A 25,209-nucleotide genomic window follows, 5' to 3' on the forward strand; every position below is an offset into this window, starting at 1 on the left:
GGCCCTACCGTCGGTCGGGTGAGCACCGACCGCTGGCTGCACCTGGACGGCACCGCCAACACCCGCGACCTGGGCGGACTGCCCACCACCGACGGCGGGACGACGGCGTCCGGCCGGGTGCTGCGCAGCGACAACCTGCAGGACCTCAGCCCCGCCGACGTGCGGACGCTGGTCGCGGAGCTCGGGCTCACCGAGGTGGTCGACCTGCGCACCACCGCCGAGATCCTGATGGAGGGCCGCGGCCCGCTGCGGGAGGTCCCCTCGGTCACCCACCGGCACTTGGGCCTGCTGCCCGAGCGCGGGCTGCGCACCGACGTCTTCGCCGCCGAGCTCGACGACGCCGAGCTGCGGGCCCGGCTGCCCGCCGGCTGGGGCGAGTCGGTGCTGCCCCGCCAGGTCGGCCTCGGCGACGAGGTCGAGCCGCCCGCGGTCCGCTCGTACCTGGGCTACCTCACCGACAGCCCGGACCAGGTGGTGGCCGCGCTGCGGTCACTGGCCACCGGCGGGCCGGGTGCGACGGTCGTGCACTGCGCCGCGGGCAAGGACCGCACCGGCGTCGTCTGCGCCCTGGCCCTGGCGGTGGCCGGGGTCGGGCACGAGGCGATCGTCGCCGACTACGCGATGACGGCGGAGGTCATCGACGCGATCGTGGCCCGCCTGGCCGCCACCGCGACCTACGCCGAGGACATGGCCCGGCCGCGGGAGCAGCACACCCCACGGGCGGAGACGATGCGCCGGGTGCTGGAGCTGGTCGACCAGCGCTGGGACGGCCCGCTGGGCTGGCTCGAGCAGCACGGCTTCGGCCCCGACGAGCAGGCCGCCCTCCGCGCCCGCCTGCGCTCCTGACCGGGCCCGGACAGCAGAGGACCCCGGCTCCCTGAGGAGTCCGGGGTCGCGGTGCGTTGCTGCGCTCGCCCTCAGCGGGAGGGCGACGGCGTCAGCGCAGGATGTTGGTGAACTGGGTGCTGTTCGCGATGGTCAGCAGCTCGTCGCGCATCGCGGGGCTGCTGGTGCGTGCGACGGCCTGGGCCAGGGCGCGGCGCGTACGCGACGCCTGCCGACGCTGACGCCAGCTGGAGGTCACGCTGCTCATGTCACTGCCTTCTTCCGGTGGTCCCGAGTGGTTGTTACACCTGCATTAAAGCAGGCGCAGCGGCTTCTATTCCAACGGTTCGTAGGGCGTGTCGCTGAAGTCACCGATGGATCGTTCACCCCAAGGGGTGACGGCCGTCGATCCGTCACCCGGTGGTCACCTGCGCCACCCGCCGGCCACGCGCACGACGCACAGAGCCCCGCCGGTCGTGTCGACCGACGGGGCCCTGCGCTGGAGCGGCTGTCCTCCCCCACCACCGGACGGCGCCGGCCGGGGGTGAGGGAGGGGTTCAGGAGCCGGCGAGCGCCTCCCGGGCCGCGGCCCGGGCCGACTGCGGGTCGGCGGCGGCCAGGGCGGCCTCCGCGGCACGCCGGCAGTCGGCGAGGTCGACGGTGGCGAGCCGGGCGCCGACCCCGGCGATCGACGGCGTGGCGCAGGACAGCGAGCTGATGCCCATGCCGACGAGCACGCAGGCCAGCAGCGGGTCGGCGGCCGCCTCGCCGCAGACACCGACCGGCTTGCCCGCACGCTGCCCGGCCGCGGCGGTGGCCGCGACGAGCGCCAGCAGGGCCGGCTGCCAGGGATCGGTGAGGTCGGCCAGGTCGGCGCTGAGCCGGTCGGCGGCCAGCGTGTACTGCGAGAGATCGTTGGTCCCGATGGACAGGAAGTCCAGGTGCTCGAGGAAACGGTCGGCGAGCACGGCGACCGAGGGCACCTCGACCATCACACCGGGCTTGAGCCCCCGCTCCCGCACCTGCGCGGCGAACTCGGCGGCCTCGGTCACGGTGGCGACCATCGGGGCCATGACCCACGGGCTGGAGCCGGTCTCCCGCGCGGCCTGGGCGATGGCGTCGAGCTGCCGGACGAGCATCCCGGGGTCGCGGCGGGCGGTGCGCAGCCCGCGCACGCCGAGCGCCGGGTTGGCCTCGTCCGGCGGGGTGGCGAAGGGCAGCGGCTTGTCGGAGCCGGCGTCCAGGGTGCGGACGACGACCTTGCCGCCGGGGAAGGCGGCGAAGACCCCGGAGTAGATCTCCACCTGGTCGGGCACCGAGGGCTCCTCGGTGCGCCCGAAGAAGGCCAGCTCGGTGCGCAGCAGCCCCACGCCCTCGGCGGCCGCCGCGGCGGAGGCGCGCGCCCCGGCACCGTCCTGGACGTTGGCCAGCACCTGCACCGGGTGGCCGTCGCGGGTGGCGCCCGGGCCGCGGTACTCCGCCAGTGCGAGGGCGGCGGTGCGGGCGGCCGCCACCTGCTGCTCCGCCTCGGCCGGGTCGGGGTCGACGGTCACGGTGCCGTGGTCGCCGTCGACCAGCACCAGCGCGCCCTCCGGGACGTCGTCCAGGCCGCCGACCGCCACGACGCAGGGCAGCCCGAGCTGGCGGGCGATGATCGCCGTGTGGCTGGTGGCCCCGCCGAAGCGGGTGGCCAGCGCGATGACCTTGGTCGGGTCCAGCCCGGCGGTGTCGGCGGGGGCCAGGTCGTCGGCCAGGAGCACCGACGGGGTGTCCGGTGCGGGCACGCCGGGCTCGCCCTGCCCGGTCAGCTCCGCCACGATGCGGTCGCGGATGTCGCGCACGTCGGTGGCCCGCTCGGCCATGACGCCGCCCAGCCCGGAGAACAGCTCCACGAACTGCTCGGCCGCCCCCACGGTGGCGACCTCCGCGGTGGCCCCGGTGAGGATGCGCTGCTCGACGGTCGAGAGCAGCCCCCGGTCGCGGGCCAGCTGCGCGGTGGTGTTCAGCACCTCGGCGCTCACCCCGGTGGCCGCCGCGGCCCGCTCGGCCAGCCGCTCCGCGACCGCCCCGGCCGCAGCGCTGAACCGTTCGCGCTCGGCGGCCCGGTCGGCCTCCCCCACCTCGGGCCCGGGAGTGGCCGGCAGCTCGACGGTGCCGACCGGGCGCACGACCGGACCGAGGGCGACCCCGGGGACCACGGGGGTGCCGGTCAGTACGGTCGGGCCACCGAGCACCGGCCCGGCGGTCGCGGTGGAGGAGAGGGACGACATCAGGGACCTCGCGTTCGAGTCGGGAGCCACGGGGCGGGCTGTCGCGGCGGGACTCGCTCCCGAGCGGCCCCCGGGCCTGCTGGTGACCAGGCTCACGCCCTGGCCTTGACTTGTCAACTGATCACAGATAAAACAACGTACAACCAGCGCGAAGGCCACACGATCGGGCATGACCCGACCTCGGTGCCCGCCCGACGATCCCACCAGCCGACCTCATGACGACGCCACCCGGGGAGGTGCCCGTGTACGCAGAGGAACGCCAGCAGGCCATCGTCGGGATGGTCACCCAGCGCGGCCGCGTCGCGGTGACCGCTGTCGCCGAGCGCTTCGGGGTGACCACCGAGACGGTGCGCCGCGACCTCGCCGTCCTCGAGCAGGTCGGCATGCTCCGCCGCGTGCACGGTGGCGCCGTCCCGGTGGGCGCGCTGACCGTCGTCGAGCCCGGCCTGGGCGAGCGCCGCAACACCCGCACCGAGGCCAAGCGGCGGATCGCGGCGTGCGCGCTCGAGTTCGTCCCCGGCGGGCACGGCAGCCTGGTCCTGGACGGCGGCAGCACCACCGCCGCGCTGGCCGAGGTGCTGCCCGGCGACCGCGACCTGCTCGCCGTCACCAACTCCGTGCCGATCGCCGCGCGGCTGGCCGGGGTCGCCGGCATCTCGCTGCACCTGCTGGGCGGTCGGGTGCGGGGCGTCACCCAGTCGGCGGTCGGCGAGTCCACCGTCCACGCGCTCGCCGACCTGCGCGCCGACGTGGTCTTCCTCGGCGCCAACGGGATCAGCGCGCAGCACGGCTGCTCCACCCCCGACGAGGCCGAGGCCTCGGTGAAGCGGGCCATGGCCCGGGCCGGCCAGCGCGTGGTCGTCCTGGCCGACAGCACCAAGCTCGGCCGCGAGCACCTCGTGCGGTTCGTCGGACTGGAGGACGTGGACGTGCTGGTGACCGACGACGAGGCCGACCCCGCCGTGGTCTCCGACCTCCAGGCCCAGGGCGTCGAGGTCCTGCAGGCGTGACGCCTCCCTCCGGCCCGCAGGTGGTCACGCTGACCGCCAACCCGAGCCTCGACCGCACGCTGACCCTGCCCGGCCCCCTGCAGCGGGGCGGGGTGGTCCGGCTCGCGCCGAGCACCACCGAGCCCGGCGGCAAGGGCGTCAACGTGGCCCGCGCGGTGGCCGCCGCGGGGGTCCCGGTCCTCGCGGTGCTGCCCGCGGCGGTCGACGACCCGTTCGTGCGGGCGCTGACCGCCATCGGCCTGCCCCCGGCGGTGGTCCCGGTGCCCTCCCCGGTGCGCACCAACTACACGCTGACCGAGCCCGACGGCACCACCACCAAGCTCAACGAACCCGGCGCCGCCCTGGACGACGAGGTCCGGGCGGCGCTGGCCGACGTGCTGCACACAGCCGCCGGCACCGCACCCTGGGTGGCGCTGTCCGGGTCGTTGCCGCGCGGCACCCCGGTCGACTGGTACGCCGAGCTGGTCTGCCGGCTGCGCGGCACCGGCGCCCGGATCGCCGTCGACACCTCGGAGGCACCGTTGCTCGCCCTGCTGGCGTCCGGTCCCGAGGCGGCTCCCGACCTGGTGAAGCCCAACACCGAGGAGCTGGCCCAGCTGGCCGGGACGACCGAGGCCGCGCTGCTCGCCGAACCCGGCGCCGTCCGGGCCGCCGTCGACGACCTGCACCGCCGCGGGGTCGCCGAGGTGCTGCTGACCCTGGGCGGCGACGGCGCGATGCTGTCCACCGCCGACGGGTGCTGGTCGGCCGCGCCACCCCCGACCACGGTGCGCAGCACGGTGGGGGCGGGCGACTCGAGCCTCGCCGGGTACCTGCTCGCCGACCTGGCCGGCGCGCCACCGGCACAGCGGCTGGCCACGGCCGTCGCGTACGGCTCGGCGTGCGCCGGCCTGCCCGGGTCGGCGGTGCCGCGGCCCGACCAGGCCGACCCGGGCGCCGTCGTGGTCCGGCCGCGCGCCTGACCCGAGCGCACACTCAGACCACCACGTCCTGTCACCAGCTCAGCACCGAGCGCCCGGAGGTACGTCCGATGTCCACGCTCATCACACCCGACCTGGTGGCGCTCGACGCCGACCTGGGCGGCGACAAGACGGCGGTCGTGCACCGGCTGGCCGCACGCGTCGCCGGAGCCGGCCGGGCCACCGGTGCCGACGCGCTCGCCGAGGACGCCCTGGCGCGGGAGGCGAAGGCGCCGACCGGCCTGGCCGGGGGCATCGCCATCCCGCACTGCCGGTCCGCAGCCGTCACGCAGGCCTCGCTGGCCTTCGCCCGGCTGGCGCCGCGGGTGGACTTCGGTGCGCCGGACGGCCCGGCGGACCTGGTCTTCCTCATCGCCGCCCCCGAGCACGGCGACGCGGACCACCTGACGCTGCTCACGGCGCTGGCCCGGGCCCTGGTGCGGCCGGAGTTCGTCGCCGCGCTGCGCGCGGCCCGCACGCCGGCGGAGGTGGTCGACCTGGTGCAGGAGGTGGTCTCCCCGGCCGGGCCGCCCGGCACCTCCGCCGGGGCCACCGCCACGACCGCGGGCGCCACCCCGCCGGCCGCCGCCCCGCCGGCCGCCGCCAGCGGCCCCGCGCGCACGCTGGTGGCGGTGAGCGCCTGCCCGACCGGCATCGCGCACACCTACATGGCGGCCGACAAGCTCGCGGCCGCGGCGAAGGAGATGGGCGTCGAGCTGCAGGTCGAGACCCAGGGATCGTCGGGCTCCACCCCGCTCGACCCGGCCGTGATCGACCGGGCCGCCGCGGTCATCTTCGCCGTCGACGTGGGCGTACGGGACCGGGACCGCTTCGCCGGCAAGCCGCTCGTGCAGTCGGGCACCAAGCGCGCGATGAACGAGCCGGAGGTGATGATCCGCGAGGCGCTCGCGGCCGCCGACGACCCGGACGCGCGGCGGGTGCCCGGCACCGCCGGCGAGGGCCGGACGGCGTCGGACGGCGGCGACCGCCCCGGCGCCGGCTCGGAGGTGCGCCGCTGGCTGCTCACCGGGGTCAGCTACATGATCCCGTTCGTCGCGGCCGGCGGGCTGCTGATCGCCCTGGGCTTCCTGCTCGGTGGCTACCGGATCGTCACCGGCAACCCGGCGTCGGCCACGGGCCAGAGCTATGCGTTGTCCTGGGCGCTGGACAACAGCTTCCTCGACCTGCCCAGCATCGACCCGACCGAGGGGCTGCGGGGCGGCCTGGCGGGCTACCTCGGGGCGCTGTGCACCGTGCTCGGGCAGGCCGCGTTCGGGTTCCTGGTCCCGGCGCTGGCCGGCTACATCGCCTACGCGATCGCCGACCGCCCCGGCATCGTGCCCGGCTTCGTCGTGGGCGCGGTCTCGGTGACCATGGGCGCGGGGTTCCTCGGCGGCGTCGTCGGCGGCATCATCGCCGGCTTCGCGGCCCGCTGGATCGCCGGCTGGGCGCTGCCGGCCTTCGCCCGCGGGCTGCAGCCGGTGGTGATCATCCCGCTGCTGGCCACGCTGATCTCCAGCGGTCTGATGGTCGCCCTGCTCGGCCAGCCGCTGGCCGCCGCGCTGACCGGCCTCGGCGACTTCCTCACCGGGCTCAGCGGCGGGTCGATCGTGCTGCTGGGCGTGATCCTCGGCCTGATGATGTGCTTCGACCTGGGCGGCCCGGTGAACAAGGCCGCCTACGTCTTCGCCACCACCGGCATCGGCGTGGCCGAGCCCAGCCCGGCGAACCTGCAGATCATGGCGATGGTCATGGGTGCGGGCATGGTCCCGCCGCTGGCGATGGCGATGTCCACCGCCATCCGCTCGCGGCTCTACACCCCGGCCGAACGGGACAACGGCAAGGCGGCCTGGCTGCTCGGCGCCGCGTTCATCTCCGAGGGTGCGATCCCGTTCGCCGCCGCGGACCCGCTGCGCGTCATCCCGTCGATGATGCTCGGCGGCGCCACCACCGGCGCGCTCGTCGGCGCGTTCGGCACCGAGCTGCGCGCCCCGCACGGCGGCGTGTTCGTCTTCTTCGCGATGACGCAGGCCGCGCTCTTCGTGGTCGCCGTGCTGGTCGGCGCGGTGGTCGGGGCGCTGGCCGTCACGGTGGCCAAGAGCATCGGCCGGCAGCCCGGCGGCACCCCCGGCGCCGCGTCGGAGAAGGCCATGGCCGGTGCAGCCACGCCGACCGGCTCTGCCGCCCGCGCCTCGTCCTGAGACGATGGAACTCAGCTCGCCCTCTCCAGAAAGCAGGCACCGATGCCCTCGAAGACCGTGACCGTCGGCTCCGCCGTCGGCCTGCACGCCCGTCCGGCCGCTCTCATCGCCGAGGCCGTCGGCCAGTCCGGGGTGCCTGTGACGCTGGCGACGCCCGGTGGCAACGCGGTCGACGCCGGCTCGCCCCTGATGATCATGACCCTGGGTGCCAAGCAGGGCACCGAGGTCGTGGTCAGCTCCGATGACGAGGCCGTGCTGACCCGCATCGCCGACATGGTGGCCCGCGACCTCGACGCCGACTGAGGAAGGACCCTCTCCCTCCCCGGGAGGGGGCCGACGACAGCGCCCGTCCCCCGCATGGAGGACGGGCGCTGTCGTGTGGGTGGGCGCTGCGGGTCAGCCCCGCGCCGGCCGCCGGCGCGAGCCGTCCCGTCGAGCACCCGGAGGACGACGCACGGGCGGTCAGCGCGCGGCGCGGAGGGCGGCGGCGAGGCTGCCGCGCACCGGGAGCCCGGGCAGCAGCAGCATCTGCGCCAGGTGGTACGCGTCCGGCTTGCCGACCCAGGTGGCCGAGCTCGGGGCGCCCTCCGGCGTGAGCTCGTGGTGCCAGCTGCCCGTGGCGGGGTCCAGGAAGAGCCGGTCGCCCAGCTCCTGCCAGGTGCGCTGCAGCGTCGCGGCCCGCGGGTCGCCGGTGACGGCGTACCGCACGGCCGCGGCGGCCACCGCCTCGCAGACCACCCAGTGCATCCGGGCGCCGACCACCGGGGCGTCGTCCCAGTCCAGCGTGTACGGGAAGCCCTCGTGCCCGTCGGCGGCCCAGCCCCGCTCGGCGGCGGCGACGAAGAGCCGGTCGGCATCGACGGACAGCCAGCCCGGGGCGTGCTCGCCGAGGGCGGCGGCCAGGTGCAGGCACAGCCGCGACCACTCGAACTGGTGCCCGACGGTGATCCCGTAGGGCCGGAACGGGTCGGCCGGGCGGTCCCGGTTGAGCTCCGGCAGCGGCTCCCAGGCCGCGGTGTAGTGCTCGGGCAGCCGCCAGTCGCGCTCCCGGGTCCAGCCGTGCACGACCCGCTCGACCGCCCGCAGGGTGTGGGTGCGCAGCCGGGCCGCCGTCCCCGGGTCGGTGGCGGCGAGCGCGTCGGCCGCGGCCAGCATCGCCTCGACCCCGTGCATGTTGGCGTTGGCGCCCCGGTAGTCCTCGCCGACGGCCCAGGTGCGGTCGAAGGACTCCCGGGCCAGGCCCTGCTCGTCGTCCCAGAACCGGCCCTCCCACACGGCCAGCGCCTCGTCGAGCAGCTCGCGGCCACCCGCGACGCCGGCGGCGGTGGCGCTGGCCCCGGCGAGCACCACGAAGGCGTGCACGTAGGCGGCCTTCGCGTCGTCGTCCGTGCTGGAGCGCCAGCCGCCGTGCTCGGCGTCGTGCAGCGGCCCCTCGCGCAGCGCGGTGACGCCGTGGGCCGCCAGCCCGGCCGCGCCGGGGTGGTCGAGCAGCGACCCCAGCGCGAAGACGTGGGTCATCCGGGCGCTGATCCAGGTCTCGACCGGCCGGTCCAGCACCTCGCCGCCGTCGCCCAGCCAGCCGAAGCCGTCGGGGACCGCGGAACCGGCGGCGAAGGCGAGCAGCGGCTCGAGCTGGGTCTGCATGGTCAGAACGTAAGAGCAGTGCCCGGGTCGTGCAGGAGGGCGCCCACGTCGGCGAGGAACTTCGAGCCCAGCTCGCCGTCGATGATCCGGTGGTCGAAGGACAGCGCCAGCGTGGTCACCTGCCGCGGCACGACCTTCCCCTTGTGCACCCACGGCTGCTCGCGGATCGCACCGAAGGCCAGGATCGCCGACTCGCCGGGGTTGAGCAGCGGCGTCCCGGTGTCGACGCCGAAGACCCCGACGTTGGTGATGGTGATCGTGCCGCCGCTCATGTCGGCGGGCGGGGTGCGCCCGGCCCGCGCGGTGGCGGTCAGGTCGGCCAGCGCACCGGCGAGCTCGGGCAGGGTGAGCGCACCGGCGTCCTTGACGTTGGGCACCACCAGGCCGCGCGGGGTGGCCGCGGCGATGCCCAGGTTCACGCGGCTCTTCACCACGATCTCCTGCGCGGCCTCGTCCCAGGAGCTGTTGACCATCGGGTGGCGCCGCACGGCCAGCAGCAGCGCCTTGGCCACGAACAGCAGCGGGCTGACCTTGACGCCGGCGAGCTCGGGGCGGGCCATCAGCCGCTGCCGCAGCCGCATCGTGCGGGTGACGTCGACGGTGTGGAAGACGGTGACGTGCGGCGCGGTGAACGCGCTGGCCACCATCGCCGCGGCGGTGTGCTTGCGGACGCCCTTGACCGGGATCCGCGTCTCGTCCAGGGCCACCTCGGTGCGCAGGGTCGCGCTGCCCATCGGGTGGTCGGTCATGGCCCGCACGGCGTCGACGTCGGCGCGGGTGATGACGCCGCCCTCGCCGGTGCCGGTCACCGTGGTCAGGTCGACCCCGACGTCCTTGGCGTACTTGCGCACCGGTGGCTTGGCCAGCGGGCGCAGCGGCCCCGAGCCGGGCACCGGCGAGGTCGGCGCCGCGGCCTGGGTGTCGGCGACGGTGGCGTGCGCCTCGGCGGCCCGCCCGGCCTCCAGACCGCCGTGCCGGACCGGCTTGACCGTCACGTCCGGGGCGGTGGACAGCAGCGGCGGGCGGTCGGTGCCGGTGCCGTGGTCGGCCTCCGGGAGCACCGGCGTCCTCCGGCGGGGACGGCGGGTCGCCTCGGTGGTGCGCGGCCCGTAGCCCACCAGGACGGCGGTGCGCCCCTCGGCCGGCGCGGGTGCATCGCCACCGACGTCGATCGTGATGATCGGGGCGCCGACGTCGACCGTGGTGCCGGCGTCGAAGAGCAGCTCGGTGACCGTGCCGGCGTACGGGCTGGGCAGCTCGACGGCGGCCTTGGCCGTCTCGACCTCGCACAGCGGCTGGTTCACCGTGACGGTGTCGCCCACCGCGACCAGCCAGGTGAGGATCTCGCCCTCGGTGAGCCCCTCCCCGACGTCCGGGAGCTTGAACTGGCGCAGGTCGGCCATCAGAACCCCAGCGATCGGTCGACGGCGTCGAGCACGCGGTCGAGGTCGGGGAGGTACTCCTCCTCCAGCTTGGCCGGCGGGTACGGGGTGTCGTAACCGCCCACCCGCAGCACCGGCGCCTCCAGGGAGTGGAAGCAGGTCTCGGTCACCCGGGCGGCGATCTCCGCGCCCAGGCCCAGGGTCACCGGCGCCTCGTGGACGACGACGCAGCGCCCGGTGCGGCGCACGGAGGCGTAGACCGGCTCCAGGTCCAGCGGCGACAGCGTGCGCAGGTCGATGACCTCCAGCGACCGGCCTGCCTCCGCCGCGGCCTCGGCGGCCTGCAGCGCCGTCTTCACCATCGGGCCGTAGGCCAGCACGGTGACGTCGTCGCCGCCGCGGAGCACCCGCGAGCCGAACAGCGGGCCGGGCGTCGCGTCGGTGTCGACGGCGCCCTTCTCCCAGTACCGCCGCTTGGGCTCGAGGAAGACGACCGGGTCGGGATGGGCCACGGCCTGCTGGATGCCCCAGTAGGCGTCGGCCGGGGTGCTCACCGCGACCACCTTCAGGCCCGCGGTGTGCGCGAAGTACGCCTCGGGGCTCTCGCTGTGGTGCTCGACCGCGCCGATGCCGCCGCCGAAGGGGATGCGGATGACGATCGGCATCGGCAGCCGGCCGCGGGACCGGGCGTGCAGCTTGGCGACCTGGGTGACGATCTGGTTGTAGGCGGGGAACACGAACCCGTCGAACTGGATCTCGCAGACCGGCCGGTAGCCCCGCATGGCCAGCCCGACGGCGGTGCCGAGGATCCCGGCCTCGCCCAGCGGGGTGTCGACCACGCGCTGCTCGCCGAAGTCCTTCTGCAGGCCGTCGGTGATCCGGAAGACCCCACCGAGCCGGCCGATGTCCTCGCCCATCAGCACGACCTTGGCGTCGTCCTCCATGGCGCGGCGCAGGCCGAGGTTGAGCGCCTTGCCGATGGTCAGCGTCTCGGCCATCTCAGGCCCCCTCGAACGACGCGTGGTACTCGACGAACTCCGCGCGCTGCTGCGCCAGCTCGGGCGTGGTCTCGGCGTAGACGTGGTCGAAGATCTCCGTCCCGGTCGGCTCGGGCATCTCCCGGGTGCCGGTGCGGATGCGCGCCGCCAGCTCGTCGCCCTCGGCGTCCACGGCCTCGAAGAAGGCGCGGTCGGCCGTGCCGGTGCGCGACAGGTGCGCCTTGAGCCGGGCGATCGGGTCGCGCAGCTGCCACTCCTCCAGCTCGCTGGCCAGCCGGTAGCGGGTCGGGTCGTCGGAGGTGGTGTGCGCGCCCATCCGGTAGGTGAACGCCTCGATGAAGGTCGGGCCGGAGCCCTCGCGGGCGGCGGCGAGCGCGGCGCGGGTCACGGCCAGGACGGCGAGGACGTCGTTGCCGTCGACCCGCACGCCGGGGAACCCGAAGCCCGACGCGCGCTGGAACAGCGGCACGCGGGACTGCCGCTCGATCGGCGCGCTGATGGCGTACTGGTTGTTCTGGCAGAAGAAGACGACGGGGGCGGAGAAGGTGGCCGCCCAGACCATCGCCTCGTTGACCTCGCCCTGGCTGGTCGCGCCGTCGCCCAGGAAGGCCAGGGCCGCGGCGTCGGCGCCGTCGCGCTGCAGCCCCATCGCGTAGCCGGTGGCGTGCAGGGTCTGCGCGCCGATGACCACCGTGTAGAGGTTGAAGCCGGTGGCCACCGGGTCCCAGCCGCCCTGGTCGACGCCGCGGAACATGCTGATCACGTGCAGCGGGTCGACCCCGCGGGTCCAGGCCACGCCGTGCTCGCGGTAGGTCGGGAAGGCCATGTCGCCCTCGGCCATCGCCCGGCCGGCGCCGACCTGCGCCGCCTCCTGGCCCTGCAGCGAGGCCCACAGCCCCAGCTCGCCCTGCCGCTGGAGCGCGGTGGCCTCGACGTCCCAGCGCCGCACCAGCGTCAGGTCGCGGTACAGCGCGCGGAGCTCGTCGGCGGAGACCTCGAGGGAGTAGTCGGGGTGCTCGACCCGCTCCCCCTCCGGCGTGAGCAGCTGCACCAGGTCCGGCTGGGCGGGGAGGTGGGGGGCGCCGGCCCCCGGTACCGGGTCGACCATCTCCGTCGTCTCCGACAGCACGCTCACAGGCCCATCTCCTCGCAGTCTCGCGCTCCAGGGGGCACCGGGGTGCCCGTCTCTGGGAGCCCGTACCGCGCTGGATGTGGCGCCGCTCACCATGGTGGCACGCCGGTCCACCGGTCAGCAGATCATCATCCGGTCGTTCTGCGCAACCACCTGCCCCGACGGTGCGCACGGTGTCGTTACTAGGACGTCCTCGCATGCCAGACTGAGCAACGTGACCGCCCGACTGGACGCCACCGACGCCCGACTGGTCCTCGCGCTGTCGGAGGAGCCGCGGTCCACGGTCCTGGCGCTGGCGCAGCGGCTGGGTCTGGCCCGCAACACCGTGCAGGCCCGGCTGGCCCGGCTGGAGTCCGCCGGGGTGCTCGACCCCTTCGACCGGCGGGTCCGCCCGGAGGCCCTGGGCTACCGGCTCAGCGCCTACGTCACCGTCCAGGTGGTGCAGCGGAGCCTGGACGACGTCGCGGCGTCCCTGGCCGCCGTCCCCGAGGTGCTCGAGGTCGTCGGGCTCTCCGGCGTCACCGACCTGCTGGTCCAGGTGGTGGCCGTCGACGCCGACGACCTGTGGCGCATCACCGAGCAGGTGCTCGCCGTGCCTGGCGTCCAGCGCACCGACACCAACCTGGCGCTGCGCCGCTTCGTCGACCACCGGATGACCCCGCTGCTCGAGCGCGCCGCCCGCAACGGCCGCACCGAGGACTGAGCTCAGCGCGGCCGGCGGATGCGCACCGGGCCGCGGGCGGTGGCGACGTCGACGACCTCGCCGCGCTGGGTGACCTCGGCCTGCCCGGCCGCCACCAGCCGGCCCGCCGCGGCCCGCGCCGCCGGCATCAGCTCCCGCCAGCCCTCGGCGTCCACCGCCCGGGCGGCCTCGGACGGGCAGATGGTGGCGCCCGGACGACGCTGGTCGAGCAGCTCGTCGATGGTCCGCTCCAGCACCCGGTCGACGTCGTCCACACCGGCAGCCTCCTCCGCCGGACGACGCCGCGCGCGAGGTGCTGGCGCGGGAGCGCCCCGGAGGAGGAGGCTGCGCCGCGTGCGCCGTCTGCTGGTCCTCCTGCTCGGTGCGTCCGTGCTGCTCACGGCCGGCTGGGTGCTGGCCCCTCCGGCGTCGGCGTGCAGTTGCGCACTGCAGTCGTCGGCCGAGCAGGTCGAGCGCGCCGACGTCGTCTTCACCGGCACGCTGGTGTCCCGCGAGGTGGTGCACCCCGTGCCCGGGGTGGTCGGCAGCGACGACCCGGCGGTGCACGTGTTCGCCGTCGACACCGTCCTCAAGGGGACGGCGTCGGCGCAGCAGGAGGTCGTCTCCGCCGACTCCTCGGCGTCCTGCGGGCTCGCGCTGAGCGGGGACGGACCGTTCCTGGTCCACGCCTCCGACCCGCCGGGCGGCCCGGAGGGGCAGCTGACCGCGAGCCTGTGCGGCGGCACCGCGCCCGCCGACGCCGAGCTGGTCGCCCAGGTGCAGGTGCTGGTCAGCGGTGGGGTGCCCCGCGGGCCGGTCGGCCCACTGATGCCCGAGGCCGCGAGCTCCTCGGCGGCCACCGTGTACTGGCTGGTCGGCGGGCTGGTCGGGCTGACCCTGCTCGTCGGGGGCCTGGCCGCGCTCGCCGGGCGGCGCGCCGACCGCCGGACGCTCACCGTCGCCGTCCTCACCCGCGACTGACCTCACCGTTTGCCCGGCGTGACGGCCCGGGTAGGCGGCGCACATGGCGAAGAGCACCCCGATCGGGACGATCGGCAAGGGCAGGCGCGGGATCAGCACGCTGGGGTGGGTGCTGCGCGGCGCGGCGGCCGGTGCGGCCGGCACGACGGCGCTCAACGCCGTCACCTACCTGGACATGACGTTCCGCGGCCGGGGCACCAGCTCCACCCCCGAGCAGACCGTCGAAGCGCTCGCCGAGAAGGCGCACGTGCAGATCCCCGGTGACGAGGAGACCCGGTCCAACCGGGTGCAGGGGCTCGGCCCGCTGACCGGCCTGGCCGCCGGCATCGGCGCCGGGGTGCTCGCCGGGCTGCTGCGCGCCGCCGGGTTCCGGCCCACGCTGCTGGTCGGCACGCTGCAGAGCACGCTCACCGTGCTCATCGGGTCGAACGGGCCGATGACCGCGCTGGGCATCACCGACCCGCGCACCTGGTCGACCACCGACTGGGTCAGCGACGTCGTCCCGCACGCGGCCTACGGCGTCGTCACGCACGCCACCCTCGCCGCCTTCGACCGCGACTAGTCCGGTCATGGAGTCCCAGAGGTGCGTTTCCGGCGCGCTGGGACTCCATGAGCGGCCAGACCGACGGCGTGGACGAGATCACGACCGAGGCCGAGGTCGTCTGCGGCAACCGCCCGCTGCTCGCGCTGGTCGTCGAGCTCGAGTCGGTGTTCCACCACTGCGCCAAGGCCTTCATGCGGTCCCAGCTGTGGGCCCCCGCGACCTGGGACGCCGGCGACGTGCCGACCCGGCCGCAGATCGCCCAGCGGCAGGAGCGCCCCGACGCCTCGCTGGAGATGCTGGAGCGCTCCCACGGCGAGAGCTACCGGCGGGGGCCTCTACCCCGCCGGCTGACCGTCCAGCGCGGCGGTGACCGCCGCCTCGACGTGCAACCGGGTGGTGGGGAAGACCGGGACCGGGCTGTCGGCCTCGCCGATGAGCAGCTCGATCTCGGTGCAGCCCAGCACCACGCCGTGCGCACCGGCGTCGACGAGCCGCCGGACGACCCCGCGGTAGGCCTCCCGCGACTCCTCCCGGACGACGCCGAGACACAGCTCGTCGTAGATGACCCGGTGCACCAGGGCCCGGTCCTCGGCCGGCGGGACGAGCACCCGCAACCCGTGCCCGGCCAGCCGGTCGCGGTAGAAGTCCTGCTCCATCGTGAACGCGGTGCCCAGCAGCCCGACCGTGTCGAGGCCCGCTGCGGTCACCGCCTCCGCGGTGGCGTCGGCCAGGTGCAGCAGCGGGATGCCGACGGCGGCCTGCACCTGGTCGGCGACCTTGTGCATGGTGTTCGTGCAGATCAGCAGGAGCTCCGCGCCGGCGGACTCCAGTCCGCGCGCCGCCCCGGCGAGCAGGTCGCCGGCCTGCGCCCACTCCCCGGCGACCTGCAGCCGCTCGACCTCGGCGAAGTCCAGCGAGGCGAGGACGCACCGGGCCGAGTGCAGGCCGCCGAGCCGTTCCCGCACCAGCTCGTTGACCAGCCGGTAGTACTGGGCGCTGGACTCCCAGCTCATCCCGCCGAGCATCCCGATCACCTGCATCGGCACCGTCATGGGGCCATCACAGCGGCTGCCAGCCCCGCTCGTCCACCCCTCCCGGTACCGGCGCCTCGGGGTCGTAGGGGGTGCGGGTGAAGACGAAAGTGGCCAGGTCGAGGTGGTCGGGGGCGATCCGGAGCGTCTCGCCGGCGTAGTAGCCGTCCAGGCCGACCCAGGTGCCGTCGGGGCGCGGGGCGAACCGGCTCGCCCGCCCGGCCCGTCCGGGCAGCGGCCCCAGGTGCAGCAGCCCGCCGGCCTGCGCGCGCAGCACGTGCGGCGCCGGCCCCCAGAACCAGACGCCGAGCAGGTCCAGCGGCACCGCCGGCTCCGACGGCGTCCAGGCGTCGACCACGCGGGGCTCGGCGGCGCGCAGGTCGGCCAGCAGCCCGGGCACCAGCGGGTCGAGCCCGCTGGTGGTGTTGGCCAGCGTCACCGCGCCGGCCTGCTCGAGCCGGTCGACGAACACCCCGGCCAGGAACCCGGGCATCGACCCGCCGTGCCCGACCAGGACGTGCCCGTCGACCCGCAGCACCTGCAGGCCCAGCCCGTAGGCCGACCAGCCGGCGGCCGAGGAGTCGACGCCCGCGGGCACCGTCATCTCCTCCAGCGTCGCCGCCGACAGCACGTCGCCGGTGTCGCCGATCAGGAAGGCGCCCAACCGGGCGAGGTCGGCCAGCGTCGCCCACAGCTGCCCGGCCGCGGCCATCACCCCGGCGTCGTGCTCGGGCTCGGGCAGGACCACGTCGGCCCACGGGTGCACCGCGGACCCCGCCGCCGCGCGGCCGCTGGGCCGGGGCGTGGTGCGGGTCATGCCCAGGGGGAGCAGCACCTCGTCCCGGACGACGTCCTCCCACGGGCGCCGCCGGTGCCGGGCGACGAGCTCACCGAGCAGGCCGTAGCCGAGGTTGGAGTAGTGGAACCGCCGGGCGGCACCCAGCACGACGTCGTCCGCGCCCAGCCGGAGGTCCTCCAGCGGACCGCCGGGGACCCGCTCCCACCAGCCGCCGGGGCTCTCGGACCCGGCCCCGGTCAGGTGCGACAGCAGCTGGCCCACGGTGCGCTCGCCGAGCGGGGTGCCGGGGAGGTGCTGCTCGAGCCGGTCGTCGAGGCCCAGCCGCCCCTCGTCACGCAGCCGCATGACCACCAGCGCGGTGACCGTCTTGCTGATCGAGCCGAGCCGGTACTGCACGTCGTCGTGCGGCTCGGCGACGTCGCCGCGCCCGGTCGACCAGGCCAGCCCGCCGTCCCGGACGACGCCGGCCACCAGGCTGGGCGCCCGGCCCTCGCGCTGCACCCGGGCGGTGCGGGCCAGCAGGGCACGGGCGGTGGACGGGAGCACCGGTTCGACCATGCCCGGAGGCTAGCCAGCCGGGGTGGGTGCGGTCTCCCCCACGGGCAGCCGGCCGGTGCGCTGCGCCCACCGCTCGAACCAGACCGTGCACAGCGGCGGGATCGAGGCCAGCAGCGCCAGGAACGCCGTGCCCGGCGACCAGCGCAGCACCCGCCAGGCCAGCAGGGTGACCGCGACGTAGACCACGAAGACCGCGCCGTGCACCGGGCCGGCCAGCTGGACGCCCACCTCGGAGGTCCGGAGCACCCACTTGACGAACATCCCGGCCAGCAGGAGCACCCAGGTCACGGCCTCGGCGACCGCGACGACGCGGAAGGCGCGGGCGACGGTGCGCGGATCGGTCAGTACGGCGGGCACGGAGCTCCTCGGGTCGTGCGGTCGGTGGCGCTCATCCTGCCCGGGCTCCCTGTGTGCCCGGACCGGCCCACCCCGGACGCACCGGTGCCCCGGACGCCGTGTGGCGGCCGGGGCACCGGGGTCGTGCGATCTGCGTCAGCCGACGCGGCGCATGGCGGTGATGGCGCCCACCGCGTCGATGGGGGCGACCTTCACCACGTCACCGCTCGTCGGGGCGTGCACCATCTGCCCGTTCCCGATGTAGATGCCGATGTGGTAGACGGGGCTGCCGAAGGCGATCAGGTCGCCGGGCTGCAGGTCGCCGCGGGAGACCGCGCGGCCGACCGTCGCCTGCTGGCTGCTGCTGCGCGGGAGGCTGACCCCGGCGGCGGCGTAGGCGTACTTCACCAGGCCGGAGCAGTCGAAGGAGCCGGGACCGTTCCCGCCCCACACGTAGGGCTTGCCGCGCTGGGCCATCGCGGTGGCGACGGCAGCCTGGCCGGAACCACTGCCGCCGCCGGCGGGCGCCGCAGCCGCGACCGGGGCGGGCGCCGCGGCAGGGGCGGAGGCAGCGGCCGGCACCGGGGCCGGGGCCGGCTCGGTGGCGGACCGGGTGGCACGGGAGGCAGCCGGGGTCCGGCGCTCGGCCGGTGCGCTCGAGGCGCTGGAGCTGGCTGCGGCGGCCTGCTCGGCGGCAGCGGCCTCGGCGGCGGCCTGCTGCGCGCGGGCGGCCGCGGCGGCTGCTGCGGCCTGCTCCTCGGCGAGCCGGCGGGCCCGCTCCTGCTCCTCGGCGGTCAGCCGCTCGAAGTCGGCCTGGTAGGCGGCGATCTGCGCCTCGAGGTCGGCCTGCTGGCGGGCGACCTGCTCGACCTGCGCCTGGGCGGCGGCGGCGGCCTGGTCGGCGGTGGCCTTGGCCTGGGCGGCCGTCTGGGTCGCCTGCTCGGCTGCCCCCAGGACCTCGTTGTTGTGGTCGGCGATGGTGTCCAGCGTGCCGACGCGGTCGATCATCTCGTCGGCGGAGGTGCTGGTCAGCATGGCCTGCAGGGTGTCCAGCCGGTCACCGGTGTAGGCGCTGCGGGCCACCTCGGTGACCTTCTCGCGCGCGGTGCCCACGGCTGCGTCGGCGTCGACGACGGCGGCGGCTGCCTGTGCGGCGGCCTGCTGCTGCGCCGTCAGTGCGTCGGTGGCGGCGTGGAACTGCTCGGTGACGACCTCGAGGTCGTTGCCACGGGCGGCGATGAGGGCCGCGGCCTCCTGCGAGTTCGCCGGCGTTTCGGGAGCGGCCGACGCGGGAAGGGAGGTGAGGGAGACGACGCCGGCGGCGGCCAGCGAGATCAGGACGGCGGTCGTGGACCGACGGCGCGCAGAGTTGAGCGAACTCGCCATGTGAGGCGGGTGTTTCCTTTCTTCCACTCGCCGCCTACCGAGTTAGCTGACGGGTTCGGGCGGGAAGACGCCCGGCACCACGCGGCCCGTACGGGTCGCGAGGAGCTTCACCCCAGTGCTGCGGTGGGTCCCCGGTCCACTGGCCCGCCGTGCTGCACGGGCCGCTGTGGTTCGGCGGCGGTCCAGGCGGTCGCTCCCCGGGAGGGGGCTGAGGTGCCCGTCCGGACCGTCGCCCACCGTAAGCGTGTGACCGGGAGATGACAAACGGTCGGGCGCAATTTGTGCAGAAACTCCTGGCGTGTGCCAGGACACGCTCACCAAGCGTGACAGGCTCGCCGGATGCGCGGCCTGGGACGGCGGGAGTTCTGTCTCGTGCTGCTCCGCCGGATGGCAGATCTGCGGCCTGACCTGGTCATCGACGCCCTGCCGCGGCTGTCCGCGGACCGTGCCGAGGCCCGCGAGGCGCACCGCCGCTGGCAGTCGCTGCAGCACTCGGCGAACGGGCCGCACGGCGTGTCGCGGTACGCCGCCGTCCTCGGTCCGCCCGAGGAGTGTGAGGAGCGCCGCTCCGGCGACGCGGTCCTCGACGTCCGCCGGTGGCCGCTGCCGCTGTGGCCGCACCTGCGCTGGGAGGTGGTCACCGTCCGCGGCGGCCCGGTCCTGGACGGGCAACTGGTGCGCGCACCCGGCTCCCCGGTGCCGCCCGCGGCGCCCGGGGACCTGCGGGTGTGGGCGCACGTGGTCGGTGACGTGGCCGGACTGCCCGGCGCGCAGGTCGTCGACCCCCGCGTGCCCACCCGCTGGGAGGTGCACCTGCCCGGAGCGCGGGCGCAGTTCGTCTGGGGGCTGCTGCAGCAGGTGCAGCCCGGACCGCCATGATCGGGGACGTGCCGAGCCTCTCCCCCGCCGCCTGGGACGACCCGGTCGTGCAGCAGCTGACCACCGCCCAGCAGGACGAGCGGCGGGCCCGCTACGACGGCAAGGGCGAGCCCGGCGTCCCGCCCTCGGCCGACGACGTCGCCGTCGTCCTCGTCGCCCGCGACGACGACGGGACGCCGCTGGGCTGCGGGGCGCTGCGGGCGCTGGAGCCCGGCGCCGCCGAGGTCAAGCGGATGTACGTCGTCCCGGCGGCCCGGGGGCGCGGGGTGTCCCGGCTGGTCCTGGCCGGGCTGGAGGCCGAGGCGCTGGCCCGCGGCTGGACCACGCTGCGCCTGGAGACCGGGCCCCGGCAGCCGGAGGCCATCGGGCTGTACACGGCGGCCGGCTACACCCCGGTCGGCGCCTTCGGCCACTACCTCGGCGAGGACGCCGCGGGATCGCTCTTCTTCGCCCGGTCGCTGACCTGACCGACCCCGCCCGGGCGCGACCGGGCCGGACCTGGTCACATGGGCGCGTGCAGGTGGCGAGAGAGGCACGCGGCCTGCTGGCCACCATGCGCGACCGGCTGCGCGGCCGCGACACCGCGCTGATCGCCGCCGGGCTCACCTTCTACGCCGGGATCGCCGTCGTCCCGGCGCTGGTGCTGTCCCTGGGCCTGACCAGCTGGGTGGCCGGTGCCGACCAGGTGCGCACCCTCACCGGGCGGCTGGCGTCGGTGCTGCCGGCCGAGCTGGGCGCCCCCGCCGCGGTCGCCCGGCTGGCCGAGGCGGGCACCGGGCTCAGCGTGGTCGGGGCGCTGCTGACCCTGCTGCCGATCTCGCTCTACGGCGAGGGGGTGCGCCGGGCGCTGCTCCGCTTCAGCCCGGCGCACGACCGGTTCACCGCCTGGCGCGGCCGGCTGGCGTCGCTGCCGCTGCTGGTGCTGGCGCCGCTGCTGCTCTACCCGTTGCTGCTGGTGGGGCGGCTGCTGGCCCGGTTGGCCGAGACCCCCGGCTTCGCGGCCGGGCTGGGTGGCTTCGCGGCCGGCTACTACTCCGTGCTGTTCGCCCTCACCCTGCCGCTGATCTGGGTGTTCCGGGTCGTCGCGGCCGGCCGGCTGCGGTGGCGGGCGGTGGTGGTCGGCGCGCTGTTCACCGCGGGCTCGCTCTCAGGGTTCCTGCAGGGGTTCGTGCTGTTCCTGGCCCTGCCGCTGGACCTCGGCGCCCCCTTCGGCGGGCTCACCGTCGTCGGCGGGGTGGTCGCCGTCGGCTTCTGGCTGTTCATGCTGCAGTTCGTGCTGATCGCCGGGTGGCTGTTCACCGAGGCGGTCGACGAGCGGCTGCGCCGGGGGGCGCCCGCGCTCAGTCGCTGACCGGGTGCTCCTCGATCAGCCGGTCGCGCTGCTCGGCGACGTCGTAGGTGGGCTCGGGCAGCCGCGGGTCGAGCTCGGTGAGCGTCTCCAGCAGCAGCCGGCCCACCGCCCAGTTGCGGTACCACTTGCGGTCGGCCGGGACGACGTACCAGGGCGCGGTGTCGGTGCCGGTGCGCTCCAGCGCCGTCTCGTACGCGCGCTGGTAGTCCGGCCACAGGGCGCGGTCGTCGAGGTCGGAGGGGTCGAACTTCCAGCGCTTGGCCGAGTCGTCGAGCCGGGCGAGCAGCCGCTGCTTCTGCTCCCACGCCGAGATGTGCAGCAGCACCTTCACCAGGGTCACGCCGTCGTCGGCCAGCTGCTGCTCGAACCGCACGATCTCGCGGTACCGGCGCTCGATGACCGGCATCGGCGCCAGCTCCCGCACCCGGCCGGCCAGCACGTCCTCGTAGTGCGAGCGGTCGAACACGCCGAGCTTGCCGGGCCCGGGGACGGCGCGCCGCACCCGCCACAGGAACCCGTGCCGCAGCTCCTCGGGAGTCGGCCGGCCGAAGCCGGTGACCGACACGCCCTGCGGCTGCACGGCGCCGACGACGTGCCGGACGACACCGCCCTTGCCGCTGGTGTCCATGCCCTGGAGCACGAGCAGCACCCGCCGCCGCCCGCCGGTGACCCCCTCGGCGTAGAGCCGCTCCTGCAGCTCGGCCAGCCGGCGGCCCTCGGCCGCGGCCACCTCGCGGGTGTGCTCCTTGTCCCCGGGGACCAGCGGGGTCGAGCGCGGGTCGACCCCGCGCAGCCGGACCGGGGCAGCGGGGGCACGCAGCGTCTCGCGCAGGGAGGGGGCCATGCACGGAGCCTAGGGACGCCGCTCCGGCGGAGCGTGCACGGACGGGAGCAGGGCGGCGGCGACCAGGTTGAGCACCACCACGCCGCCGAGCAGGCCTGCCCAGCCCGGAGCGCCCTGCAGGCCGAGCAGCACCGCGGCGCCGCCGAGCACGAGCAGCTGCACGGCCAGCCGGCGGCCCGTCGACGTCCGGCCGGCCCGGGGTGCGGCGAACCGGGCCCACAGCACCGCCGCCACCACGGGCAGCGCGACCGCCGGCGCGACACCGGGGAGACCTCCACCGCCCAGCCGGTGCCCGGCCCGCGCGAGCACCGCGAGGGCGACCAGCTCCAGGACGAACGCCAGCGCGGCGTCGGCCCACGCCAGCCCGGTCCGCACGGTGGCCGCCGCCCGGCTCAGCCGGCCAGCTCGGTGGGCAGCGGCTCGGCGTGCAGGACGACGAGGCTGCTCACCGCCCGGGTGAGGACGACGTAGAGCCGGTGCAGCCCGCGCGGTTCGGCGGACACGATCGCGGCGGGCTCGACCACCACGACGTGGTCGAACTCCAGCCCCTTGACCAGCGTCGCCGGCACGACCGCCACCCGGGCCGGCTCGGTGCCGTCGTCGGCCAGCGCGGCGACGTCCAGCCCGGCCGCGGCCAGCACCGCGACCACGTCGGGGACCGCGGTGTCGGCGCAGACGACGCCGGTCGACCCCTCGGTCGCCGCCAGCTCCGCCACCACCGCGGCCAGCGTCCCGGCGACCGTCGGGACCGGCCGCAGCTGCAGCGCACCGGGGTCCCGGCGGACGGCGGTGGCCGCGCCCAGCCCCGGCGCGATCGTGGGCAGCAGCCGGTTGGCCAGGTCGAGCACCTCGCCGGGCACCCGGTAGCCGCGGGTGAGCGGGCGCACCGAGGTCTCCGGCCGGCCCAGCGCGACGAGCGTCTGCGCCCAGCTCTCGGCCGACCACGGGCTGGTGGCCTGCGCGAGATCGCCCAGCACGGTCAGCGACCCGGCGCCCAGCCGGCGGGCCACCGCACGGCACTCCATCGGCGAGAGGTCCTGCGCCTCGTCGACCATCACGTGCCCGTAGCCGGGGGTGCGCTCCAGCATCCCGGCGACCTCGTCGACCAGGACGGCGTCGGCGAGGGTCCAGCGGGCGCTCCTCGCCGAGCGCGGCGCGGTGGACCACACCAGCAGCGCCTGCTCCTCCTCGGTGAGCACCCCGCGCGCGGCCCGGGCCAGCAGCGCGGGGTCGGTGAGCAGCGCCGCGACCAGCCCGGCGGCGTCCACGGCCGGCCAGACCGCGTCGCAGAACGCGCGCACCTCGGCGCTGCGGGCGCACCGGCGGGTCTCGGCGTCCGACGGGCTGCCGCCGCCGGCCTCCTTGAGCCGGCGGGCGTACTCGGCCAGCGACATCGCCAGCCGCTCCCGGCCGGCGGCGTAGTGCACCAGCCGGTCGGCGTCGACGCCGCTGGTGCCGGCCCGCCGCAGGTCGTCGACGAACCGCTTGAGCCGCTCCTCGCCGATCCGGTACTTCTTCCCGGACAGGGTCACCTGCACCGAGTCGATGGGCTTGCTGATGCCGCTCCACAGCGCCCGGCGCAGCACCTCGGCCATCCGCGGGTCGCCCTTGAGGACGGCGACGTCCGGCCGGTCCTGGGCGCGGACGGTCACCCGGGCGGTCAGGTCGGCGACGGTGGCCTGGTCGACCGCGACCTCCCCGAGCGCCGGGAGCACCTGCTCGATGTAGCGCAGGAACGCCCGGTTGGGGCCGACGACGAGCACGCCGGTGCGGGCCAGCTGGTCGCCGTGCGTGTAGAGCAGGTACGCCGCGCGGTGCAGCCCGACGGCGGTCTTGCCGGTGCCCGGGGCGCCCTGGACGCAGATCGACTCGGTCAGCGGTGCCCGGACGATGTCGTCCTGGTCGGGCTGGATGGTGGCGACGATGTCGCGCATCGGGCCGCTGCGCGGGCGCTCGATCTCGGCCCGCAGCAGCTCCCCGGTCCCGGATTCCCCCTCGGCCAGCCGCTCGTCCTCGTAGCTGGTGAGCTCGCCGGCCGCGAAGCCGAACCGGCGGCGGCGGGCCACGCCCTGGGGGTCGGCGGCGCTGGCCTGGTAGAACGGCCGGCTCATCGGCGCCCGCCAGTCGATGACCACCGGGTCGCCGGCGGCGTCGCGGACGTGTCGGCGGCCGATGTGGAAGGTCTCCGGGGCGCCGTCCGGCCCGGCCTCGGCGGTGCCGTCGGTGCGGCCGAAGAACACCGGCACGCCGGGGTCGGCGGCCAGGGACAGCAGCCGCTGCGCGCGGGCGGCGCCGAGCCGCTCGGAGGCCCAGGCGTCGACGCCGGCGTCGGTCACCGAGACCGCGGCGGTGCGCATCCGGGCCAGGCAGTCGGCCGCCCGGGAGAGGTGCCGGCGCTCGGCGGTGAGGACGGGGTCGGGGGCGGTGGTCTCGGGCGCGGCGGGAGGAGACACGGTCGGAGGACGCTACGCGCGCCCACCGGGGGACGTCGAGCGGCGAGCCGGCGACGCGCCCGGGATGTGTAAAGAGCGCGTTTCTGGATCATCCACAGGCATGGCCAGTGACCCGACTCCGCCCCCCGTCATCGGGGCCAGTGCAGACGACCTGAACGGCAGGCCGGTGGGCACGATCACCACGGTCTTCCTCGACGACGTGACCGGCGAGCCCACGTGGGTGGGCCTGACCAGCGGTCAGCACGCCGCCCCACAGACCGACGAGGTGCCGGTGATCGCGCCGGTCACCGGCAGCCGGCTCACCGACGGGCGCCTGCAGCTGACCGTGTCGGCCGACGCGGTCAGCTCCGCGCCCCGGATCGCCCGGCCCGACCGGCTCTCCCCGGCCGAGGAGACCACGCTGCGCGAGCACTACCGCAGCGCCTCGGCCGGCCGCTCCGGCGCGCTGGACGACACCTCGCCGGAGCACACCGGGCTCGGCGACCGCGCGACGTCCGGCCGGACGTCGGACGACGGCGCGATGACCCGCTCCGAGGAGCAGCTGCGGGTCGACACGGTCGTCGAGCCCTGGACCCGCGCCGTCCTGCGGATCGAGGAGTTCACCGAGGAGGTCATGGTCCCGGTGACGGTGACCCGGCAGCGCGCCCGGGTCGAGCACCTGCCCGTGTCCACACCCGCCGTCGGGCACGACACCGTCGGGGCCGGCACGACCGGCGAGCGCACCACCAGCAGCACCGGCTGGGTGACCCTCTACACCGAGGAGCCCCGGGTGACGCTGGAGCGCGTCCCGGTCGAGCGGGTGCGGCTGGCCACCTCGTGGGTCACCGAGGACACCGCCGTCACCGGCCAGGTGCGCCGCGAGCAGATCGAGCTGACCACCTCCGACACCGTCTGAACCGAGGCGGGCCGCTCCGGGGCCCGGCGTGAGCCGGGCCCCGGGGTCG

26 protein-coding genes and 1 riboswitch are annotated in these 25,209 nt (G+C 75.8%); of the genes, 12 read left to right on the top strand and 14 right to left on the bottom strand.

The window, feature by feature from the left end:
* Positions 1 to 18 precede the first annotated feature (18 nt).
* Positions 19 to 846, top strand: coding sequence for a tyrosine-protein phosphatase (locus ACGBYP_RS09290; protein ID WP_411583293.1), 828 nt, complete (start codon positions 19 to 21; stop codon positions 844 to 846).
* Positions 847 to 937: 91 nt separating this feature from the next.
* Here ACGBYP_RS09290 and ACGBYP_RS09295 read toward each other — a convergent pair whose 3' ends face one another.
* Both ACGBYP_RS09295 and ACGBYP_RS09300 read right to left on the bottom strand, forming a co-directional pair.
* Positions 938 to 1,093: a hypothetical protein gene (locus tag ACGBYP_RS09295; protein WP_411583295.1), complete on the bottom strand. Its 156-nt coding sequence runs from the start codon at positions 1,091 to 1,093 to the stop codon at positions 938 to 940.
* A gap of 289 nt (positions 1,094 to 1,382) precedes the next feature.
* Positions 1,383 to 3,095 (bottom strand): phosphoenolpyruvate--protein phosphotransferase, encoded by a 1,713-nt coding sequence (locus tag ACGBYP_RS09300; RefSeq protein WP_411583296.1) that lies wholly within the window; start codon positions 3,093 to 3,095, stop codon positions 1,383 to 1,385.
* Positions 3,096 to 3,337: 242 nt separating this feature from the next.
* On the opposite strand from ACGBYP_RS09300, the gene ACGBYP_RS09305 reads away from it, so the two are divergent.
* The 4 genes from ACGBYP_RS09305 to ACGBYP_RS09320 all read left to right on the top strand — a co-directional run bounded on the left by ACGBYP_RS09305 (position 3,338) and on the right by ACGBYP_RS09320 (position 7,568).
* The gene (locus ACGBYP_RS09305; RefSeq protein WP_411583298.1) at positions 3,338 to 4,105 is read left to right on the top strand and encodes a DeoR/GlpR family DNA-binding transcription regulator; all 768 of its coding nucleotides are present in this window, start codon (positions 3,338 to 3,340) and stop codon (positions 4,103 to 4,105) included.
* Positions 4,102 to 5,067, top strand: a complete 966-nt coding sequence (locus ACGBYP_RS09310; RefSeq protein ID WP_411583300.1) for a 1-phosphofructokinase family hexose kinase — start codon at positions 4,102 to 4,104, stop codon at positions 5,065 to 5,067. Before ACGBYP_RS09305 ends, ACGBYP_RS09310 begins: the two co-directional genes overlap by 4 nt.
* A gap of 68 nt (positions 5,068 to 5,135) precedes the next feature.
* A complete protein-coding gene (locus ACGBYP_RS09315) occupies positions 5,136 to 7,265 on the top strand; it encodes a fructose-specific PTS transporter subunit EIIC (RefSeq protein WP_411583302.1) in 2,130 nt (709 codons plus the stop codon).
* Positions 7,266 to 7,307: 42 nt separating this feature from the next.
* Positions 7,308 to 7,568 carry an HPr family phosphocarrier protein gene (locus ACGBYP_RS09320; protein WP_411583304.1) on the top strand — a complete coding sequence of 87 codons (261 nt, stop codon included), beginning with the start codon at positions 7,308 to 7,310 and terminating at the stop codon, positions 7,566 to 7,568.
* 159 nt (positions 7,569 to 7,727) lie between these two features.
* On the opposite strand, the gene ACGBYP_RS09325 is transcribed toward ACGBYP_RS09320, so the two are convergent.
* From ACGBYP_RS09325 to pdhA, 4 genes are read right to left on the bottom strand one after another with little or no spacing between them, the layout of a single operon-like run.
* A complete protein-coding gene (locus tag ACGBYP_RS09325; protein WP_411583306.1) occupies positions 7,728 to 8,909 on the bottom strand; it encodes an AGE family epimerase/isomerase in 1,182 nt (393 codons plus the stop codon).
* 2 nt (positions 8,910 to 8,911) lie between these two features.
* Positions 8,912 to 10,312, bottom strand: a complete 1,401-nt coding sequence (locus ACGBYP_RS09330; protein ID WP_411583308.1) for a dihydrolipoamide acetyltransferase family protein — start codon at positions 10,310 to 10,312, stop codon at positions 8,912 to 8,914.
* Positions 10,312 to 11,289, bottom strand: a complete 978-nt coding sequence (locus ACGBYP_RS09335) for an alpha-ketoacid dehydrogenase subunit beta (RefSeq protein ID WP_411583310.1) — start codon at positions 11,287 to 11,289, stop codon at positions 10,312 to 10,314. Before ACGBYP_RS09335 ends, ACGBYP_RS09330 begins: the two co-directional genes overlap by 1 nt.
* 1 nt (position 11,290) lies before the next feature.
* Positions 11,291 to 12,424, bottom strand: a complete 1,134-nt coding sequence (gene pdhA / locus ACGBYP_RS09340; protein WP_411583312.1) for a pyruvate dehydrogenase (acetyl-transferring) E1 component subunit alpha — start codon at positions 12,422 to 12,424, stop codon at positions 11,291 to 11,293.
* 211 nt (positions 12,425 to 12,635) lie between these two features.
* On the opposite strand from pdhA, the gene ACGBYP_RS09345 reads away from it, so the two are divergent.
* Positions 12,636 to 13,124: an Lrp/AsnC family transcriptional regulator gene (locus ACGBYP_RS09345; protein ID WP_411583314.1), complete on the top strand. Its 489-nt coding sequence runs from the start codon at positions 12,636 to 12,638 to the stop codon at positions 13,122 to 13,124.
* A gap of 2 nt (positions 13,125 to 13,126) precedes the next feature.
* Here ACGBYP_RS09345 and ACGBYP_RS09350 read toward each other — a convergent pair whose 3' ends face one another.
* The gene (locus ACGBYP_RS09350) at positions 13,127 to 13,378 is read right to left on the bottom strand and encodes a DUF3253 domain-containing protein (RefSeq protein ID WP_411583316.1); all 252 of its coding nucleotides are present in this window, start codon (positions 13,376 to 13,378) and stop codon (positions 13,127 to 13,129) included.
* A 79-nt stretch (positions 13,379 to 13,457) separates the two neighbouring features.
* On the opposite strand from ACGBYP_RS09350, the gene ACGBYP_RS09355 reads away from it, so the two are divergent.
* The gene (locus ACGBYP_RS09355) at positions 13,458 to 14,084 is read left to right on the top strand and encodes a hypothetical protein (RefSeq protein WP_411583318.1); all 627 of its coding nucleotides are present in this window, start codon (positions 13,458 to 13,460) and stop codon (positions 14,082 to 14,084) included.
* Positions 14,085 to 14,127: 43 nt separating this feature from the next.
* The gene (locus ACGBYP_RS09360; protein ID WP_411583320.1) at positions 14,128 to 14,646 is read left to right on the top strand and encodes a hypothetical protein; all 519 of its coding nucleotides are present in this window, start codon (positions 14,128 to 14,130) and stop codon (positions 14,644 to 14,646) included.
* A gap of 317 nt (positions 14,647 to 14,963) precedes the next feature.
* On the opposite strand, the gene ACGBYP_RS09365 is transcribed toward ACGBYP_RS09360, so the two are convergent.
* The 4 genes from ACGBYP_RS09365 to ACGBYP_RS09380 form a co-directional block, all read right to left on the bottom strand.
* Entirely contained in the window at positions 14,964 to 15,680 is a 717-nt protein-coding gene (locus ACGBYP_RS09365) for an aspartate/glutamate racemase family protein (RefSeq protein ID WP_411583322.1), read from the bottom strand.
* Between the two features lie 7 nt (positions 15,681 to 15,687).
* Positions 15,688 to 17,016: a serine hydrolase domain-containing protein gene (locus ACGBYP_RS09370; RefSeq protein WP_411583324.1), complete on the bottom strand. Its 1,329-nt coding sequence runs from the start codon at positions 17,014 to 17,016 to the stop codon at positions 15,688 to 15,690.
* Positions 17,017 to 17,025: 9 nt separating this feature from the next.
* Positions 17,026 to 17,373 carry a DUF3817 domain-containing protein gene (locus tag ACGBYP_RS09375; protein WP_411583326.1) on the bottom strand — a complete coding sequence of 116 codons (348 nt, stop codon included), beginning with the start codon at positions 17,371 to 17,373 and terminating at the stop codon, positions 17,026 to 17,028.
* Positions 17,374 to 17,508: 135 nt separating this feature from the next.
* Positions 17,509 to 18,738, bottom strand: coding sequence for a C40 family peptidase (locus ACGBYP_RS09380; protein ID WP_411583328.1), 1,230 nt, complete (start codon positions 18,736 to 18,738; stop codon positions 17,509 to 17,511).
* A 16-nt stretch (positions 18,739 to 18,754) separates the two neighbouring features.
* Positions 18,755 to 18,925: riboswitch (cyclic di-AMP (ydaO/yuaA leader) on the bottom strand.
* A gap of 152 nt (positions 18,926 to 19,077) precedes the next feature.
* Between ACGBYP_RS09380 and ACGBYP_RS09385 the strand changes: the two genes are divergently transcribed.
* From ACGBYP_RS09385 to ACGBYP_RS09395, 3 genes are read left to right on the top strand one after another with little or no spacing between them, the layout of a single operon-like run.
* Complete coding sequence (locus ACGBYP_RS09385) at positions 19,078 to 19,617, top strand: hypothetical protein (protein ID WP_411583330.1); 540 nt, start codon at positions 19,078 to 19,080, stop codon at positions 19,615 to 19,617.
* Positions 19,618 to 19,625: 8 nt separating this feature from the next.
* Entirely contained in the window at positions 19,626 to 20,084 is a 459-nt protein-coding gene (locus ACGBYP_RS09390) for a GNAT family N-acetyltransferase (protein WP_411583332.1), read from the top strand.
* A 47-nt stretch (positions 20,085 to 20,131) separates the two neighbouring features.
* Positions 20,132 to 20,968: a YhjD/YihY/BrkB family envelope integrity protein gene (locus ACGBYP_RS09395; RefSeq protein ID WP_411583334.1), complete on the top strand. Its 837-nt coding sequence runs from the start codon at positions 20,132 to 20,134 to the stop codon at positions 20,966 to 20,968.
* Here the strand turns inward: ACGBYP_RS09395 and ACGBYP_RS09400 are convergent.
* Genes ACGBYP_RS09400 through ACGBYP_RS09410 form a run of 3 tightly spaced genes read right to left on the bottom strand, consistent with a single transcriptional unit; the run spans position 20,958 to position 24,265 of the window.
* Positions 20,958 to 21,812 (bottom strand): PPK2 family polyphosphate kinase, encoded by an 855-nt coding sequence (locus tag ACGBYP_RS09400; protein WP_411583336.1) that lies wholly within the window; start codon positions 21,810 to 21,812, stop codon positions 20,958 to 20,960. The genes ACGBYP_RS09395 and ACGBYP_RS09400 overlap by 11 nt on opposite strands.
* Positions 21,813 to 21,821: 9 nt before the next feature.
* Complete coding sequence (locus tag ACGBYP_RS09405; RefSeq protein ID WP_411583338.1) at positions 21,822 to 22,187, bottom strand: YrdB family protein; 366 nt, start codon at positions 22,185 to 22,187, stop codon at positions 21,822 to 21,824.
* Between the two features lie 17 nt (positions 22,188 to 22,204).
* On the bottom strand, positions 22,205 to 24,265 hold the full coding sequence (locus ACGBYP_RS09410) for a HelD family protein (protein WP_411583340.1): 2,061 nt from the start codon (positions 24,263 to 24,265) through the stop codon (positions 22,205 to 22,207).
* Between the two features lie 100 nt (positions 24,266 to 24,365).
* Here ACGBYP_RS09410 and ACGBYP_RS09415 point away from each other — a divergent pair, with 100 nt between their 5' ends.
* Positions 24,366 to 25,160, top strand: coding sequence for a YsnF/AvaK domain-containing protein (locus ACGBYP_RS09415; protein ID WP_411583342.1), 795 nt, complete (start codon positions 24,366 to 24,368; stop codon positions 25,158 to 25,160).
* Positions 25,161 to 25,209 lie beyond the last annotated feature (49 nt).

Origin of the sequence: Modestobacter sp. SSW1-42 (genome assembly GCF_046635825.1) — a bacterium.
GTDB lineage: Bacteria > Actinomycetota > Actinomycetes > Mycobacteriales > Geodermatophilaceae > Modestobacter.

What these genes read in the sequence shown, in the direction of transcription:
- ACGBYP_RS09295 (WP_411583295.1), bottom strand. Translation starts at nt 1,093, where the DNA reads ATGAGCAGCGTGACCTCCAGCTGGCGTCAGCGTCGGCAGGCGTCGCGT.
- ACGBYP_RS09300 (WP_411583296.1), bottom strand. Translation starts at nt 3,095, where the DNA reads ATGTCGTCCCTCTCCTCCACCGCGACCGCCGGGCCGGTGCTCGGTGGC.
- ACGBYP_RS09315 (WP_411583302.1), top strand. Translation starts at nt 5,136, where the DNA reads ATGTCCACGCTCATCACACCCGACCTGGTGGCGCTCGACGCCGACCTG.
- ACGBYP_RS09320 (WP_411583304.1), top strand. Translation starts at nt 7,308, where the DNA reads ATGCCCTCGAAGACCGTGACCGTCGGCTCCGCCGTCGGCCTGCACGCC.
- ACGBYP_RS09325 (WP_411583306.1), bottom strand. Translation starts at nt 8,909, where the DNA reads ATGCAGACCCAGCTCGAGCCGCTGCTCGCCTTCGCCGCCGGTTCCGCG.
- ACGBYP_RS09330 (WP_411583308.1), bottom strand. Translation starts at nt 10,312, where the DNA reads ATGGCCGACCTGCGCCAGTTCAAGCTCCCGGACGTCGGGGAGGGGCTC.
- ACGBYP_RS09335 (WP_411583310.1), bottom strand. Translation starts at nt 11,289, where the DNA reads ATGGCCGAGACGCTGACCATCGGCAAGGCGCTCAACCTCGGCCTGCGC.
- ACGBYP_RS09360 (WP_411583320.1), top strand. Translation starts at nt 14,128, where the DNA reads ATGGCGAAGAGCACCCCGATCGGGACGATCGGCAAGGGCAGGCGCGGG.
- ACGBYP_RS09365 (WP_411583322.1), bottom strand. Translation starts at nt 15,680, where the DNA reads ATGACGGTGCCGATGCAGGTGATCGGGATGCTCGGCGGGATGAGCTGG.
- ACGBYP_RS09370 (WP_411583324.1), bottom strand. Translation starts at nt 17,016, where the DNA reads ATGGTCGAACCGGTGCTCCCGTCCACCGCCCGTGCCCTGCTGGCCCGC.
- ACGBYP_RS09380 (WP_411583328.1), bottom strand. Translation starts at nt 18,738, where the DNA reads ATGGCGAGTTCGCTCAACTCTGCGCGCCGTCGGTCCACGACCGCCGTC.
- ACGBYP_RS09385 (WP_411583330.1), top strand. Translation starts at nt 19,078, where the DNA reads ATGCGCGGCCTGGGACGGCGGGAGTTCTGTCTCGTGCTGCTCCGCCGG.
- ACGBYP_RS09400 (WP_411583336.1), bottom strand. Translation starts at nt 21,812, where the DNA reads ATGGCCCCCTCCCTGCGCGAGACGCTGCGTGCCCCCGCTGCCCCGGTC.
- ACGBYP_RS09415 (WP_411583342.1), top strand. Translation starts at nt 24,366, where the DNA reads ATGGCCAGTGACCCGACTCCGCCCCCCGTCATCGGGGCCAGTGCAGAC.